We start from the raw sequence: 15,207 nt of genomic DNA on the forward strand, positions 1-15,207 counted from the left end.
CGGGAGACACTTTGCTTGCCTGCCTCCGGCAGGACGCAACCCGGCCGAAGGCCGCCCCCGCGTCGTGTCGGAGACGCGCGCCAATGATGCCGCCCGGCGCTCTTGCGCCGGATCAGCGCCGTGAGCGAAATCAGCGTGAGCGAAACAACTCATCCCACCCGCTCCCGCGCATCCCGCTTCCGGCGGACCGCTTCGATCGCCCGCGTCAGCGAAAACTCCTCCGTGCTCTGCGGCTGCGGCGGCGCCGGAGACGGCTCTGGCGCTTCATTGATCGGATCATGTGCCGGTCCACCAGACGGCCACGGATCGGGATAGGGCGTCGCCGGCCCGCCTGAGACTTCCGCAAACCGGCCGATGGCCTTGTCGACGTCGTCGAGCGCGGCGCTCATCAGGCGTGTGCGCTGCCAGAGGGCGGTGAGGTCTTGAGCAAACGATCTCATGGGTGGGCTCCTGGTGGAACGGAAGAAGCAAGGCGCGGGACAGCGACGCGGGCGGAAACACCGAACCGGGCGTCGAGCGCGCGACGCGAAGACAGATCCCCACGGCGCAGCCGGTCGATCGCCGCCAGTACGCGGGCCTTGAAGCCAGCGTCGTGGTCGAGCCAGCAACCGGCTGTGATGTAGTTCGTGCGCACGGTAGAGGGATCGCGATCGAGAACGCGCCCGATCGGTGTCGGGCCGCGCCCGCCCCTTACAGCAATCCAGATCACCGCCTGGCGTGCCCGGTCGATTTGCGCACCCCGCACGTGATCGACGATCCGCGACGGCGCGACCGCGAATTCTTCGGCCACCGCCCGCAAGATATCGGCCGTCAGCCAGCGCGGCAGATCCGTGGGCATGTCGCGCGACGCGCTCACGACCGCACTTCCTGCGCTGCAGCCACACGGGCTGCGGCCCGGGCCTCGCGCTGTGCCTTTTTGCGGGCGAGCTGCCGAACGCGGTCATGCTCGTCGGCGCACGTGTTGCAGCGTTTGCGTTTTCCGCCGCGCGCGAGAAACGGACCTCCGCAGTCGATGCACGTGCCGCTCCGTTCAGCCATGGCTTAGGTCTCCTTGTTGTTTGCGCTCACGGCGCATTCGGGAACCATGTCCGGGAGCGACTGCGACCCGGCCGATAGGCCGCCCCAGCGGAGCTGCCGCGCGACAGCGCGATTAGCAGCGTGAGCGCTCATAGCCCCTCTCCGATTGCGATCAATTCGGCCCCAGCGCGGGGCAGTTTCGCCGTCACGACGATGGCGCCGGCGGCATGGGCCCGTTGCGCGGCGTCGGCGAGTCCGCGGGCGTTCAGCTCGTCGATCCAGGGGGCCCACTGCACGGTGTCGCGGCGGATCACGTGACGCACAGGCGTCGCAGCCGCCGCGGCGACCTGGTCGCGCGCCGCGAGCGCCTCCTGCCGGCGTGCTTCGACGGTGGCCAGCTCGACGAGCTTCGCCGTCGCCGGCATGTCGCGGTGTTGGGTTTCGATCAGCTTGTCGGCGATGGCGCGCAGCACGGCCGGCGCAAACGGCTGCAGCCGGTTCTTGACCTGCCGCACGTAGGCCACCGCATCGACATGCGCCGGTGGACACAGCACGCCGACGAGCCGCGCCAGGAAATCGCCCGCAACGTGTGCGGCGATGGGGTTGTCGAACAGCAGCCCGATTTCGGATTGCGCGGCGGCCGTCCATCGGCCCGCCCACCCGTCGATGGGATGCGGATCCGGTTTCCCCGATCGGTCGGCCGTCTGATCCGAAAACAAAGTCCTATCGTCCCCCTCTCTCTCGGCCCCTTGGGGGGTCGGGGGGGAAGTGGAAGGTTCTAGTGGATAGTTATGGTAAACGTCGTTTACCTGGTGCGGCCTCTGAGATTGACCTGGACCGGGTAAAGCTCCTTGACCTGGACTGTCCGGGTTAACGGCGTTGACCTGGGCGGTCGCGTCCTCAGGCGATCCAGGTAAAGCTCCTTGACCCGGCTTATCCGGGTTAACGGCGTTGACCTCGTTAGCCCCCGACGCTGACGCCGGCGCGCTCGGCAACACGGCATATTCCGGGAACTGCGGATGGTAGACGGTTCGCTGGATGCGGCCATCCTGGCCACGGCGCGGCGTCGCGGTCAGCAGCCCGTGCGCGATGGCCGACTGCACGTGTTTGATCACGGACGGCTTGGACAGCCCCGTGTCGGCGACCAGCGTTTCGATCGACGGAAAGCAGCCCTCACCGACGTCCGCGAGATAGTTGGAAATCGCCCAGCACACGAGCTTCGTCAAAGGCGGGATCGCCGCCTTGCGAACAGCGTCGCGCCAGGTCCAAACTGGAACGCGGTGAACGCTCATCAGATCCCCCTTCGTCCACAGCGCGCACCCAGCGCGCCACTTGACCGTGTCATCGAACAGTGGGACCGTCGGGCGGTTGCTGGCATGAGTTCGCCCGCACCGCGCGAACGGCTTCCACGCCGGCGGTCCTCCAGTCCCCCTGGTCGACCGGATATCCCGGCCCCGTTCTCACTGACTTACTCACACCATCGAGCCTCTGAGGGTGCCGCCTCAGGGGCTCTTTGTTTGGTTCACGGCGCTTGTCCGGCTTCGCCGAGCGCCTGCACAGGCGCGGCGCCCAGCGCCGGGTCGCTTTGCTCCCCGGACCTTCGGTCCGATAGATCGACGCCGTCTTCGCAGGCGTATTTCGTGAGTTTTTCGAGAAGGGCGTCGATGTTGACGCGGTGCACTTTGAACGTCACCGCGACGACCCAGGGATTCACATCCCAGCCGAAGCCGCGCGCCTCGTTGAGGGAGTCCCAGAGCGATAGGAAACTCCGGCGCGGATCGCCGAAACCAACCCCGCCCGAATAGTCTTGCCAGCCGGCACCCCCGACCGTGGCAATGCGACTGACGCCCTCCGCAATCGCGTCCTCTTCGCTGATGTCCTGCAGGCGCTCGACCCGAACGTCTGTGACTTCAAGCGTCAGGCGGGACGCGCGACGAGGCATATGGATTGAAGGACGCCAAGGCGACTTGAGGGACCCGTCGGCGTTGAGCACGGAAAACCCGTCGCCGTCGTCTATCCCCATCACGTCGTGGTCCGTCGCGCGGTAAAAATACTCCCGCCAATCTTCCACGACACCGTCGCGACCGATGGGCCCCTCGCACCACGTCTCCCTCACCCAAAGCAGATCGCCGGGGGCATATTTTAGGTTTGCCATGACGTAGCCAGCGCCGGGGCAATCCCATGTCAGCACGTGCTCGATCAGCCGCATATTCCGAGCGCCTTCCAGCGCTTCGGCCAGCATTTCTTTCGTCGGCGTGCACTTAACGATCGGCTCATTGATCCCGCCACGCATGAAGCGAATGTTGTCTGGGGATAGAACTCGCCGCGTCTGCGTCTTGCCGGTGCCAGGCTTCTCGATCTCGCGCAGGAGCGCACAGACCATCGGACCTGAAAACAGGATCGGGGTTACCTTCATTTGGCGATCTCCTCTGACAGAGCCGCCTCAACAAGACCTAGCTTGTGATTGATGTGAGAGCTGTCGCGTCCAAGACGTGAAAGCCGATCTTTCTCGGCGAGCATGAGAGCGCCTGAGCGAACTAGGTCTCGCTTCTTATTCCGAGGCTTCCACCACCTACGTTCCCAGGGCCAGCTAATCGGAACAGGGACGGTCACCGTCTCGTATGCGCGACGCGTGCGGATGCGTCGGTCCTGCTGTTGCCCCACGACAACGTCTCTATAGCTCGCCGTTATGATCGCGTGCAGGTAGTAGCACATGGCGGCGCGCATCAGCTCGCCGTCCTCATGCTGATCGTCATGGTCTGGCGTCCAGCCTTCTTCGTCGATTTGGCGCTGGCGTTCGGCTTCGATCAGCAGCATTGCTGAGCTTATAACGACGTCAGTCATGCCGCCCTCCGCATCGGTTCGGAGGTGCCCGGCGCGACCGGTTTGTCGGCTTCTTTGCGACGCGCCGGGATTCGGTAGATCCGTTCCCGCGCCTCACGCAGACCGCTGCGCGGATCGACGGCGGACCGGTAGGCTTTACCGCCGGTCATACCGGTGAAGTGGCGCGCCACGGCCACCCAGCCGATCGGTGCAATCCACTCCTCCATGCAGAACTCGAAATAGGCGTTGTGGACCTCGGCAAACGTGAGCGTCTGCGCGCGCGGCTCCTGCAACCAAATCAAGAGTCGCTTGGCGTGCTCTATCGGTGGCAGCCAGCGCAAGCCTTGCTCGCCCTCCCAGCTTTCCGCCCGCGCATAGAGCGGCGTCTCGGAGTCGCTGTCGGCCGGTTTCACCGGTGGACGAGGATCGGTGCGCACCGGGCTTACCGGTGGCGCGAACCGGTTCGCAACCGGCGGCGGCGGAAGCGTCCTGATCGGCACCGGAGTCGACAGGACGGAAACCGGTGCTAAGAACCGGCGCACCCAGCGCTTGAGTCGGTTCGGCGTCGCGAGCATAAAACCCCCGTTATTAAATCGCTCACGGGGCGCTTCCTCGGCCGTTGGCCTCGGGCCCCTGCGCGAGCGCGCAGCTCAGCTGCGGGTCGCAGTCGCTCCCGGACAATGGTGTCCAAAGGACCGCGTGAGCGGTCCAGGGAGCAAGGCGACCCGGACGAAGTCCGCCCCCGCGGAGCGCGCCCGGCGCAAGCCGGAACAGCGCGCGTGAGCGAACTGAACCAACGCAATACTCGGACCGGCAACGCGACGCTTTAACGGGACCGGTCCGCCTGCTGTTCCGCCATGGCAAGCCACCACATGGCCGGGGCAGATGCGCGTCATGCGCAAACCCTCGCAGGACTCCCCTCGGGATACGCGACTGAAACTGGCAGGCCGGACGCCATCCCGGCTCCTCGGTCAACTCACTCCCCTGCGCGTAGGGGCGGACAATGTCCCATGCATCCCGAGCCATAAACGCGCTAGCGGGTCTGCTTTCCCCGCCTCTGCCAGAACTCGAAAACGCAATCTTCTCGTCTCTCCGTCACGCACCTGTTCGCGAGCAAGGCGACCCGCCGCTTAGCGGCGCCCCCGCGGAGCTGCCGCGCGCAAGCGCGATCAGCAGCGTGAGCGAAATAACTCTTCCCTAAAGAGGGCCCGCTGCTAAACCAGCGGGCCAGGTCTAGGGAGGAAACGCCCGAAGCGGGCACTCAGGCACCAACGCAGAACGCCACGGAAACTCACGCGCTCAGACTGCTGCCGCTTCGCCATCCGGCACCGCGATCCAGGTCACATGCACAACGAAATCCAGAGGGCTCAAACCGATCCCCGCCGCGCGTGCCTTGAGATAGACCTCGGGCTGCCGGGGGGCAGGAATGTAGCCACGCCGCTTCCATCCTTGTACGGTGGAAGCATTCCGATGACCGAGGAGTCGCGCGGCGGCATTCACGCCACCGAGCTTACTCAACACGTGCTCTGCTTGGGAAAGGGCCTCTCCAGTCATGCCGAATCTATACGTCAAAAACGTACGTCGGTCAAACGTGGAAAGCGTATACGCGAAGCGCGAATGTCCGCCACATGAAAAATGATACGCCGACACCGTTGAAATTGAAATCAATCCGTGAACGGACGGGCATGTCCATGGCGAACGTCGCCAAGGCGCTCGGGCTGAAGGGAAGCTCGAGCTATCAGCGCTACGAAGATCCGGACCTGTTTAAAAAACCATATCTGCCCTTGCACATGGTTCGCAGGTTGGCCGATGTTCTCTCTGGGAAGGGGTCTCCTCCGGTAAGCCGGGAGGAGATTTTGATGTTAGCGGGCATAGACGACCTAAGTCCCACGCAAATGGTTTCTCTCGACCAGCACCAGATCATCTGGTGCATCGGGGAAGTTGCGGCCGGGGTTTGGCGTGAAGCGGTCGAATGGCCGCGCAGCGAATGGCTGCCGTTCCTGATCTCGTTCGTCGATGAGCGTCACCCCGGCGCCCAGCGCTACGCTTTGCGTGTCGCCGGCGACAGCATGGACGAAGTCTATCCCGACGGGTCCTATGTCGTGATCGTCAAGCTCGCCGACATCGGCGCACGCCCGAAACCCGGCGATCGCGTCGTTGTTTTGCGCCATCGGCAGGGGCAAACGGAAGCCACGGTGAAGGAATACCGGCGGGACGCGGAAAAACGCGTGTGGCTGGTGCCACGGTCCAGCAACCCCGCGCACGACTCCATTCTCGTCGACAAGTCTAGCGATGCCGACACCGTCGAAATCATGGGCCTCGTCGTCGGCTCGCAGCGGATCGAGTAGCCGCTATTTCTTGAACTGAAACCGATCAGCCTCCTGGGCGGCCTTGATCTCCTGGCGCACGCACGCATTGAGCATGAAGTAAGTCGGCACGACCGTGCGGGCCATCTCGATGCAGTGCGACTTGATGCTGGGGGCGAGGGTCGCCCAGTCCGCTTTGAGCGAATCATAGGAGCGCTGCTCCTGCTGCAAACACGCGTTCCGCATGAAATTGCCGCCGGAAACGAGGGCTGCCTGTTCGGCGCACTGCTTCTCCACATCGAAATCTGGAATTTGTTGCGCCGACGCACCGACGCTGGAAGCCGCCAGAAAAATCAACGTCATCGCATACGTTTTTTGCATTTAACCCTCCCTCAGATCGCCGCCCCTGATTAACGCAGAACACGGACGAACGCGACAATGTACGTTTTTTGCGTTTGACATTACGCTTTTCGCGTACGTACCGTTTGCCCCGGTCGATTCCGATCGACGACCATCTAAAGGGGGCACACATGGACATCACCGGCATTCCGGCCGACCCGGCCAAATTCCTCGAAACGACAGCCAGCAACGTCGAACTCGCAACGCTGGCGCACACGGCGCTGTCGATCCTCGCCAAGCGCGGCGTCAGCCTGCCGCCCACCCTTGTCGACGAAGTCGAGGAGGTGCAGATCGAAGCGCTCGCCCGCGAACCCGGCGGCCTCAAAAAGCTTCTGAAGCCGAAGCTCAAATTCGTTTCCGCAACCTAATCCGACCTCCGCCAAGGCGGTCTCCTGTCCGGGAGCAAAGCGACCCGGCGCGAGCGCCGCCCCCGCGGAGGGCCCGAGCGCAGCGAGGATCAGCCCGTGAGCGACCGAGATAATTCAGACGACGCCGAACTCTGCATGAACGGGCAGCACGCCTTTTGGGCGGGCAAACCGTTCGATCCGGAACACCCCACGCTCTGGCGCCACGGCTGGCTCTCCGCCGCCGCGATGGCGCGCACCACGCTCGACGAGCACCGCGCCGTGCTCGAGGCGATCCCGCAGATCCGCGACGCCTTGTGCGAAGCCAACGCCGCCGTGCGCGCGCTGCTTCCAGCCAAGGCGACTCCGCGCCAGCGGCAGCTCGCATCGAGCGCCGCCCATCTGATCGACGAAACCCTACCGCGCCTTGAGTGCCCGGCAGCGGGGGCGCCCCTGCCCGGCCCGGCTCCCATATCCCACAGCCGGCCGGGCAGGGCACGCGCAAAGCGCAGAACCTGAGTGCCAACGCGTACCAACCGAAAGGACCTTTTTATGAAAAGTTTTCTCTACGGCGCGTGTGCGCTGCTCATTTCCACTGCCGCCCTCCTGGGCCCAGCGCACGCGGCGACGTCGTGCTACGGCGGCGTCACGCTCGGCCAGTCGATCGCGCAGTCCGATCTCTCCCTCGACGCTGTGGGCGGCCCCGCCGGCCTGGTCACCGTCGACAGCATCGGCGCCGACGGCATGTCCGGCGGCATCACCGGCGGGTGCGACTGGCGCACCGGCGCATGGGTGGTCGGGGCCTGGGGTGATTATTCCTGGCATTCGGCGGATTTCGAGGTGGGCGCGTTCGGCGCACCGGGCAACCTGATCGAGTGGGACCTCGAGGACCAGTGGTCCGTCGGCGGGCGTCTCGGTTTCATGGCGACCGAGCGGACGCTCGTCTATGGCCTGATCGGCTGGACCCGTGCGCGGTATGGCGACATCTCGAGCCCAGCGCTCGGCGCGTCCTTCGATATCGATGACCGCGACGGCGTCGTTTACGGCGGCGGCATCGAAGTGGAGGTCGTCGAGAACATCGTGGTGGGGGCGGAGTATCGCTATTCCGATCTCGAAGATGTTGACGTCGCGATCCTGCCCGGTGCGGCCAATCTCAAATTCGACAGCGGCCTGCACACGGCCCGCGCCGTCCTGAAATACCGGTTCGACGTCGCCGCCCCCTAAGCCCCGTCGTACCGGACGGGCGGGCGTGCGTTTCTTGACCGTCGCGCACCCCGCCCCACCTTTTCCATCTGACACTCGGGGGAAGCGCTATGTTGAAGCCTCACTACGCCGTCACGACTGACATCGCTCGCGTCTACAAAGTGCGCGAGCGAGGCCGACAGGGTTGGGGCTGGGCAATCGCTACAATCCGCGAATGGCGCGGAGGCGGTCAGATCGATGTGCAGTCAGATTTCGGAAGCTACGCTTACACCTGGACGGCGATTGGCGATAGATCGCTCCGCGAGTTTCTGTGCGATTTAAGTTTCGACTACTTCATGAACAAAGCCATGGGCGGAAGCTACGAGCTGTTCGACGAAGGAAAAACGATCAACTCTATCAAGGCTGAAATCTTTCGCCTTCGCGAAAGTGGAGTGATCGACCGACGCATAGCGCATGAGTGGCGCGATGACGTCGACGACTGTGGCGATGCAGGTTCGGAACACTTGTTCGCAGAACGCCTCATGCGCTGTGATTGGTTCAACAAGGTGTTCGACGTCTACCCACCGATCGAGACCGTAGACAACCCGCAAGCCCGCGCATTTTGGGATGGCCCATGGCAAGCGCTGTGTACCCACTGGCGGCAAGAACTAGACCTCCAGAAACGGGTGGCAGCATGACCGACACCTATACCGATGGCCTGGAAGCAGCTGCTAAGCTGGCAGAGCGCTTTATGGGCCCACCCAATGATTGTGATCAGCTGGGTTCCATGGACATGGAGACTGGTGTCATCGACCTCCAACATGACCTCGAGGAAGTGCTATGAGCCGCGACGAACGGACTGAGCCCACCCACATCCACGTCGAAGCGGATGTCCGTTACTGGGAGGATGCCACAGTCAACGGCGTTGAAGATGTTGACGGAAGCCACATTCCTGGGCGCAACGGGAAGACATGGATCATCGCGATTGAATTGGCCAGCGGCAACGTAAAGAATTGGCCAGAAGGCACCGTCGCCAACATTCACTACAAGGTATGCGATGCAGGCGAATACTGGCTGACCGACGCCGATGGAAATAGGCTGGCGAAGTGGCGCGGCCACTACGTCCCGAACGACTTCCTCTGCCACGGCGACAGGGGTTTCGGCGACTACATAATTATGAGCATTGGCCCTGATGGGCAGATTGCTGACTACACGCAACCTACTATCGACTGGGAGGATTGGGACGATGTCTAACCGTCGCCACGCTCTTCCACCCAGCCTGCCGCCGCGCGGGCTTTCCCGAGCAGAGGCGGCGGCCTATATCGGCATTTCGCCGACGACGTTCGATGCCATGGTCAAGGACGGCCGCATGCCGCCCGCGAAGCAAATCGGAGCGCGCACAGTTTGGGACCGCCTACAGCTTGACAGGTTCTTTGCCGAGTTGCCTGATGCAGTGGTCGACGGCCGCCCCGCCGAAGCCGATGACGTTTGGGGTCAGGCCGCAGTCTGAGGGTGACTGCGATGGTTACGCTGAAGCTCAAATACGTGCACGAGGATGTCGACCGCCACGGCAACGTGCGGATCTACTTCCGTCGCCGCAAGGGCGCCCCGAAAATTCGCATCCAGGAATGTCCGGGAACTGAGGCGTTCTCGAAACGATACCACGAACTTCTTGCTGCATCGGAGGCCCCGCCGGTCCCCCCTACGAGCCTCAACCGCACACCGACACCGGGCACGTACCGTTGGCTGTGTGTGTCCTATTTCGGCTCCCCTGCTTTCAGGCTCCTCGATCCGAGCACCCAGCGCACACGCCGGCGCGTGCTCGAATCCACGTTTCAAGAGCCGGTCTTCCCCGGTGCCAAAGAGGCATTCGCGGACTTTCCCCTGGCGCGCATCACCACCCGCGTGCTGAAGGTCCTGCGCGATCGCAAGGCCGATCTGCCCGGAGCCGCCAGCGACCGCGTCAAAGCAATTCGAGCGGCCTTCAAATGGGCTCTTGAGGACGAGCTGATCGCGAACAATCCAGCACGGGATCTCACCAAGTTGCCCCTCGCCGGCACGGGGTGGCACACGTGGACATTGGAGGAGGTCGCGCAATTCGAAAAGCGGCACCCCATAGGCACCAAGGCCCGGCTTGCCCTGGCACTTTTTATGTGGACCGGCGTTCGCCGTTCCGACGTCGTCCTGTTGGGGAAACAGCACGCGCGGGATGGCTGGCACCGATTCACGCAATACAAGAACCGCAATCGCAAGCCCATCATTCACGAGACCCCGATCCTTGACGTGCTGCAAGAGGTCATCGACGCCAGTCCGACCGGCGATCTGACGTACCTCGTTACCGCGTACGATCGCCCATTTACGGCTGCAGGATTCGGCAACTGGTTTCGTGAGCGCTGCGATGAGGCGGGTCTCACCGGCTGCTCAGCGCACGGACTGCGCAAAGCGGCTGCCGCCAGCGCCGCGGAAAACGGCGCGACCAGTTCACAGTTAATGGCAATATTCGGCTGGATGACGCTCGCAGAGGCGGAGCGCTACACCAAAGCAGCCCGCCGCAAGAAGATGGCGGGCGAGGCGATGGGCAAGCTGATCAGGACGAAGTGAGAACAAAAGTTCCCCACCCGGCGCCTCGGTGGGGATTTTCCGCCAAAAACATTTAGGAATATCATATAGTTAAAAAGTAAATGGCGCTCCCTACGGGAGTCGAACCCGTCTTTCCAGATTGAAAATCTGGCGTCCTAACCGATAGACGAAGGGAGCGCGTCCGCGAACGTATATTGACGTTTGCCTCGGCATGCAAGTCGGAGTTTACAGCCTGCGACGCTTCGTTCAGCTTTGTTTGCGCGGGTCCGCCGCATCTTCAATCATCAACTCAATCCGATTGCGCCCGCCCCACGTATCACGCCGCAAATGCCCGCTGACGTGAATAGGAAACCCGCCATTAGCTTCGAGCAATAAATCGCCCAGCGGCTGCCCAACGGCGCGAAAAGCGATGCAATCGAGCCTAGATCCATCTCCCGCTTCGATGATCGCACGAACATGTGCATCACCAACCACCTTGGCAAACTTCACGCGATGCGCAGGAAAGGCAAAGCGGGGTTGCGGATTCCCCTGACCATACGGCCCAGCGCGCTCGATCAACGCCAAAATCTGATCGTTGGCCGATTGCGGCGTCAACGCCCCATCATGGTCGAGACCTGCCGTTTCACGCGCCTGCTTGGCACCTTTCGCCAACTCATCCATGAAAAAGGTACGGAGAGCTTCAAGATTATCCTGTGCGACGGTTAATCCTGCCGCCATGGCATGGCCGCCGCCTTTCAGCAGTAAACCGGAAGCCGTTGCAGCACGCACCGCCCGGCCAATGTCAACACCAGCGACGGAACGCAGCGACCCTGTGCCCGTCACCGCTCCGTCCCCGCCATCGCGCGTCCAGGAGATGACACACGATGGCCGATGGAAGCGCTCAGTCAACCGGCTCGCAACCAATCCAACGATACCTTTATGCCAATTTTCCGCTCCCAGAACGATCACTGGCAGATCGGGCTGCTCTTCAACACAGCGCTCAGCCTCAGCCATAGCCTCCTGAAGTGTTTCGGTCTCAATGGCCTTCCGCTCGCGATTAAGACGGTCAAGCGTTTCCGCGATACGCTGCGCCTCAGCACCATCGTCCAGGCTCAACAACCGCGCGCCCAGAGCCGAGTCGCCGATGCGGCCCCCCGCATTAATGCGGGGACCGAGAATATAACCCAGATGATACGGCGTCGGAGCCTGATCGAGCCCGGCAGCATCGAATAACGCCCGAAGCCCAAGGTTCCGCCGCTGGCGCATGACCTGCAAACCTTTGGTCACATAAGCGCGGTTAAGCCCAACCAACGGGACCACGTCACACACCGTGGCCAACGCCACCAGATCTAGAAGTTCCAGCAAAGCTGGCTCAGCAGTGCCCTGCGCATAATGACCGCGACGACGGAGCTCGCGCGTGACCGCCACCAGAACAAGAAACACAACGCCAGCGGCACACAAGTGCCCCTGACCGCAAACATCATCTTGACGGTTAGGGTTCACGACAGCGACGACATCCGGGAGCGTCTCGTCAGACTGGTGGTGATCGATCACCAACACATCCGCGCCGAGCTTTGTCGCGTGCGCCAGAGGCTCAAAACTGGTCGTTCCGCAATCGACCGTCACGATCAATTGCGCGCCGTCCTTGATCAGCCCTTCAATGGCTTGAACGTTGGGCCCGTATCCCTCAAACAGCCGATCGGGAATATAAATCCGAGCCGATAGACCATGGCTCTTGAAATATCGGGCCATGAGCGCCGACGAGCAGGCCCCATCGACGTCGTAGTCGCCAAAGATTGCAACGCGCTCGCCTTTGACGATCGCCTCCGCAATCCGGGCCGCGGTGCGATCCATATCGCGCAGAACGCTCGGATCGGGCATCAATGCTTTTAAAGACGGATCCAGAAAGGTCTCGACGTCATCGAGGGCAACGCCCCGGGCCGCGAGGACACGCCCCAGTAGGTCGGGTAATCCGTGACGCTGGCTGATCGCAGCAGCCAACGCATGCCCCTGTCCCGTTAACCGCTCACGCCACGTAAACCCACGCGCCGAAGCCGTCACACCCAGGAAAGCTTCTGATTCCCCCGCATCCGCAAGGATCGCCCGCTTGCTCGCAATACCCATGGCTCTTACCCCTCAATTTCGGCTCTACGCCGATTCGAGCATATCCCGCGAGCCCGGGGACTATCTTGCCTGGGGGAAACTACAACTAAGCGGAAAAGACGCGGCTACGCCAAAGGGATCGTGGCTCGGATGCGTCGCGTCACACGCGAGCCAGAGTGCATGATCAGCGTATGTGTATGCGCGACTCCGTTTGAAAACCGCACGCCGTCAAGCAGCGAGCCGCCCGTCACACCTGTCGCGGCAAAGATCACGTCCTTAGACGCCAGTTCGGACAACGAAAACTTGTGATTGATGTCCTTGATGCCCATCGATTCCGCACGGGCACGCTCAGCATCGTCAGCCGGCAAAAGGCGGCCCTGGATCTGACCACCGCTGGAGCGTAGCGCCGCTGCCGCGAGCACACCCTCAGGAGCCCCTCCGGAGCCGAGGTAGATATCGATGCCGGTTTCTCCTGGCTCTGTCGCCCAGATCACGCCGGCGATGTCTCCGTCGGGGATGAGTTGTACACTCGCTCCAGCTGCACGAACCGCAGCGATCAGATCCCGATGGCGATCACGATCCAGAATGCAGGCCGTAATTTCGGTGATGGGAACCCCCTTGGCCTTAGCAAGGTTTGAGAGGTTCTCCGCCGGGGTTGCGTCAAGATCCACGACCCCTTCCGGATACCCTGGACCGATCGCGATCTTGTCCATGTACATGTCCGGAGCATGCAGGAGGCCACCTGCCTCCGAGATCGCCAGAACCGCCAGAGCATTCGGCATTGCCTTCGCGCAGATTGTCGTGCCTTCGAGCGGATCGACGGCGATATCGACCGCCGGTCCATTCCCGGTACCGACCTTCTCGCCGATGTACAGCATCGGCGCCTCATCCATCTCGCCTTCGCCGATCACTACCGTGCCGGCAATATCGATATCCGCCAAGGCCTGACGCATCGCATCGACAGCGACACCGTCGGCCCCCTTTTTGTCGCCGCGCCCACGCAAACGTGCCGCGGCAATTGCCGCCTGCTCCGTCACGTGTGCAACGTCGATGATAAGACCCCGGCTTAATCCCTTGCCGGCCGCTGTCCCTGCCATGGTATTCCTCGATTTCAGCGCGATCGGGCGTTTTGCAACGGCCCCAGCTCAAAGCTTCTCAATGCGGATCATCTGCGGCGGTTCCGTCGCCTTGCCATCTTTCTCAATGGCTTCAAGCGCGGCGCGCATCGCATTTTCCGTGGTGTCGTGCGTAATCAATGTTACCTGAGCCGGTCGTCCGGGCACGCCTGCTTTCCCGCTACCGGGCAGGACATGCCGCTCCCTCCGCTGCACCACGCTTTCCAGGGAAACATTCTCATCGCCCATACGCTTTGCGATAACGGCCATCGTTCCCGGCGCGTCGACGACCGTCAGGCGCACGTAGTAGGCACCCTGATGTTCACCAAGACGCGCACGTTGATGCGGTTTCAGATCACGCGTAGACACGATGAACGGAGCAATCACCAGCCCGCGCGCGATGTCTATGATATCACTCGCGACCGCTGCCGCCGTCGGGTGCGCACCGGCACCAGCGCCAACAAGCAGCATGCTTCCAGTGAAATCACCATCGATCGCAACACAGTTGGTAACCCCGGATACCTCTGCGATCGCCGAATGCTTCGGCACCATCGTGGGATGCACCCGTGCCTCGATGCCACTGGCCGTACGCATCGCGACACCCAGGAGCTTGATGCGATAGCCAAGATCGTCGGCGGACTCGATATCGGCCTGCGTGATCTTCTCGATCCCTTCGACGTGGATCTGATCAAAGGCGACCTCAGTTCCGAACGCGAGGCTCGTCAGCAATGACAGCTTGTGTGCCGTATCAAACCCGCCGATGTCGAACGTCGGGTCCGCTTCCGCATACCCCTTTTCCTGGGCTTCCTTCAGCACGTCGGCAAACGACCGCCCCTCTTCCTCCATCGTGGTGAGGATATAGTTGCACGTGCCGTTTAGAATGCCATAGATGCGCTCGATGCTGTTAGGCAGCAGAGACTCGCGCAGCGATTTGATGACGGGGATCCCCCCCGCAACAGCCGCCTCAAAGTTGAGCGCAACGCCGTTGGATTCGGCGAGAGCAGCCAAAGCCACGCCATGCTTCGCTAAGAGCGCCTTGTTGGCGGTAACAACATGCTTGCCGGCCTTAAGCGCAGCCTCAACCGCCTCCTTAGGTACGCCCTCGTCACCGCCCATCAGCTCGACGAAAACGTCGATGTCAGGATCGGTCGCCAGCGCCACTGGATCATCAAACCAGCGGAACTCATGGATATCGCAGCCACGCCCCTTGCCGCGTGACCGTGCACTGACAGCCACAATGCGGATAGGACGCGACAAGGCCGCGGCAAGGCGAGCCCCGTGGGCTTCAAGGAGCCGCACGAGGCCTGCACCGACGGTGCCAAGCCCGGCGATGCCCAGTTTCAAAGGCTCTGTCATGAT

At 62.5% G+C, this 15,207-nt stretch carries 21 protein-coding genes and 1 tRNA gene; 9 read left to right on the forward strand and 13 right to left on the reverse strand.

Annotated features, from left to right (window positions below; genetic code table 11):
- Window positions 1–149: 149 nt before the first annotated feature.
- From K5845_RS16950 to K5845_RS16985, 8 genes are all read right to left on the reverse strand, one after another.
- Window positions 150–440 (reverse strand): hypothetical protein, encoded by a 291-nt coding sequence (locus K5845_RS16950; protein WP_287959563.1) that lies wholly within the window; start codon window positions 438–440, stop codon window positions 150–152.
- Complete coding sequence (locus K5845_RS16955) at window positions 437–838, reverse strand: hypothetical protein (RefSeq protein WP_287959564.1); 402 nt, start codon at window positions 836–838, stop codon at window positions 437–439. The genes K5845_RS16950 and K5845_RS16955 overlap by 4 nt, the downstream gene beginning before the upstream one ends.
- Before the next feature lie 14 nt (window positions 839–852).
- Window positions 853–1,038 (reverse strand): hypothetical protein, encoded by a 186-nt coding sequence (locus tag K5845_RS16960; protein ID WP_287959565.1) that lies wholly within the window; start codon window positions 1,036–1,038, stop codon window positions 853–855.
- A gap of 128 nt (window positions 1,039–1,166) precedes the next feature.
- Complete coding sequence (locus tag K5845_RS16965) at window positions 1,167–2,309, reverse strand: helix-turn-helix domain-containing protein (protein ID WP_287959566.1); 1,143 nt, start codon at window positions 2,307–2,309, stop codon at window positions 1,167–1,169.
- A gap of 230 nt (window positions 2,310–2,539) precedes the next feature.
- Window positions 2,540–3,433, reverse strand: a complete 894-nt coding sequence (locus K5845_RS16970) for a hypothetical protein (protein ID WP_287959567.1) — start codon at window positions 3,431–3,433, stop codon at window positions 2,540–2,542.
- Window positions 3,430–3,861 carry a hypothetical protein gene (locus K5845_RS16975; RefSeq protein ID WP_287959568.1) on the reverse strand — a complete coding sequence of 144 codons (432 nt, stop codon included), beginning with the start codon at window positions 3,859–3,861 and terminating at the stop codon, window positions 3,430–3,432. The genes K5845_RS16970 and K5845_RS16975 overlap by 4 nt, the downstream gene beginning before the upstream one ends.
- The gene (locus K5845_RS16980) at window positions 3,858–4,415 is read right to left on the reverse strand and encodes a hypothetical protein (RefSeq protein WP_287959569.1); all 558 of its coding nucleotides are present in this window, start codon (window positions 4,413–4,415) and stop codon (window positions 3,858–3,860) included. The genes K5845_RS16975 and K5845_RS16980 overlap by 4 nt, the downstream gene beginning before the upstream one ends.
- 724 nt (window positions 4,416–5,139) lie before the next feature.
- Entirely contained in the window at window positions 5,140–5,361 is a 222-nt protein-coding gene (locus tag K5845_RS16985; RefSeq protein ID WP_287959570.1) for a carph-isopro domain-containing protein, read from the reverse strand.
- A 107-nt stretch (window positions 5,362–5,468) separates the two neighbouring features.
- Here K5845_RS16985 and K5845_RS16990 point away from each other — a divergent pair, with 107 nt between their 5' ends.
- The gene (locus K5845_RS16990; RefSeq protein ID WP_287959571.1) at window positions 5,469–6,188 is read left to right on the forward strand and encodes a LexA family protein; all 720 of its coding nucleotides are present in this window, start codon (window positions 5,469–5,471) and stop codon (window positions 6,186–6,188) included.
- Between the two features lie 3 nt (window positions 6,189–6,191).
- Here K5845_RS16990 and K5845_RS16995 read toward each other — a convergent pair whose 3' ends face one another.
- On the reverse strand, window positions 6,192–6,509 hold the full coding sequence (locus tag K5845_RS16995; RefSeq protein WP_287959572.1) for a hypothetical protein: 318 nt from the start codon (window positions 6,507–6,509) through the stop codon (window positions 6,192–6,194).
- A gap of 167 nt (window positions 6,510–6,676) precedes the next feature.
- Here K5845_RS16995 and K5845_RS17000 point away from each other — a divergent pair, with 167 nt between their 5' ends.
- The 8 genes from K5845_RS17000 (at window position 6,677) to K5845_RS17035 (ending at window position 10,672) form a co-directional block, all read left to right on the forward strand.
- Window positions 6,677–6,913: a hypothetical protein gene (locus K5845_RS17000; RefSeq protein ID WP_287959573.1), complete on the forward strand. Its 237-nt coding sequence runs from the start codon at window positions 6,677–6,679 to the stop codon at window positions 6,911–6,913.
- Window positions 6,914–7,009: 96 nt separating this feature from the next.
- Window positions 7,010–7,408 (forward strand): hypothetical protein, encoded by a 399-nt coding sequence (locus K5845_RS17005; RefSeq protein ID WP_287959574.1) that lies wholly within the window; start codon window positions 7,010–7,012, stop codon window positions 7,406–7,408.
- A 33-nt stretch (window positions 7,409–7,441) separates the two neighbouring features.
- Complete coding sequence (locus K5845_RS17010) at window positions 7,442–8,113, forward strand: outer membrane protein (protein WP_287959575.1); 672 nt, start codon at window positions 7,442–7,444, stop codon at window positions 8,111–8,113.
- 89 nt (window positions 8,114–8,202) lie between these two features.
- On the forward strand, window positions 8,203–8,769 hold the full coding sequence (locus tag K5845_RS17015) for a phiTE_072 family protein (RefSeq protein ID WP_287959576.1): 567 nt from the start codon (window positions 8,203–8,205) through the stop codon (window positions 8,767–8,769).
- Window positions 8,766–8,915: a hypothetical protein gene (locus tag K5845_RS17020; protein ID WP_287959577.1), complete on the forward strand. Its 150-nt coding sequence runs from the start codon at window positions 8,766–8,768 to the stop codon at window positions 8,913–8,915. Before K5845_RS17015 ends, K5845_RS17020 begins: the two co-directional genes overlap by 4 nt.
- Window positions 8,912–9,325, forward strand: coding sequence for a hypothetical protein (locus K5845_RS17025; RefSeq protein WP_287959578.1), 414 nt, complete (start codon window positions 8,912–8,914; stop codon window positions 9,323–9,325). Before K5845_RS17020 ends, K5845_RS17025 begins: the two co-directional genes overlap by 4 nt.
- Window positions 9,318–9,581, forward strand: a complete 264-nt coding sequence (locus tag K5845_RS17030) for a helix-turn-helix transcriptional regulator (RefSeq protein ID WP_287959579.1) — start codon at window positions 9,318–9,320, stop codon at window positions 9,579–9,581. The genes K5845_RS17025 and K5845_RS17030 overlap by 8 nt, the downstream gene beginning before the upstream one ends.
- 11 nt (window positions 9,582–9,592) lie before the next feature.
- Window positions 9,593–10,672, forward strand: coding sequence for a tyrosine-type recombinase/integrase (locus K5845_RS17035; RefSeq protein ID WP_287959580.1), 1,080 nt, complete (start codon window positions 9,593–9,595; stop codon window positions 10,670–10,672).
- 81 nt (window positions 10,673–10,753) lie between these two features.
- Here K5845_RS17035 and K5845_RS17040 read toward each other — a convergent pair.
- The 4 genes from K5845_RS17040 to K5845_RS17055 form a co-directional block, all read right to left on the reverse strand.
- A tRNA-Glu gene (locus K5845_RS17040) sits at window positions 10,754–10,828 on the reverse strand.
- 69 nt (window positions 10,829–10,897) lie between these two features.
- Complete coding sequence (gene recJ, locus K5845_RS17045; protein WP_287959581.1) at window positions 10,898–12,754, reverse strand: single-stranded-DNA-specific exonuclease RecJ; 1,857 nt, start codon at window positions 12,752–12,754, stop codon at window positions 10,898–10,900.
- A gap of 104 nt (window positions 12,755–12,858) precedes the next feature.
- Window positions 12,859–13,830: a class II fructose-bisphosphatase gene (gene glpX, locus K5845_RS17050; protein ID WP_046476341.1), complete on the reverse strand. Its 972-nt coding sequence runs from the start codon at window positions 13,828–13,830 to the stop codon at window positions 12,859–12,861.
- A 48-nt stretch (window positions 13,831–13,878) separates the two neighbouring features.
- Window positions 13,879–15,204, reverse strand: coding sequence for a homoserine dehydrogenase (locus tag K5845_RS17055; protein ID WP_046476339.1), 1,326 nt, complete (start codon window positions 15,202–15,204; stop codon window positions 13,879–13,881).
- Window positions 15,205–15,207 lie beyond the last annotated feature (3 nt).

This window comes from Filomicrobium sp., from assembly GCF_025698805.1.
Classification (GTDB): Bacteria; Pseudomonadota; Alphaproteobacteria; order Rhizobiales; family Hyphomicrobiaceae; genus Filomicrobium; species Filomicrobium insigne.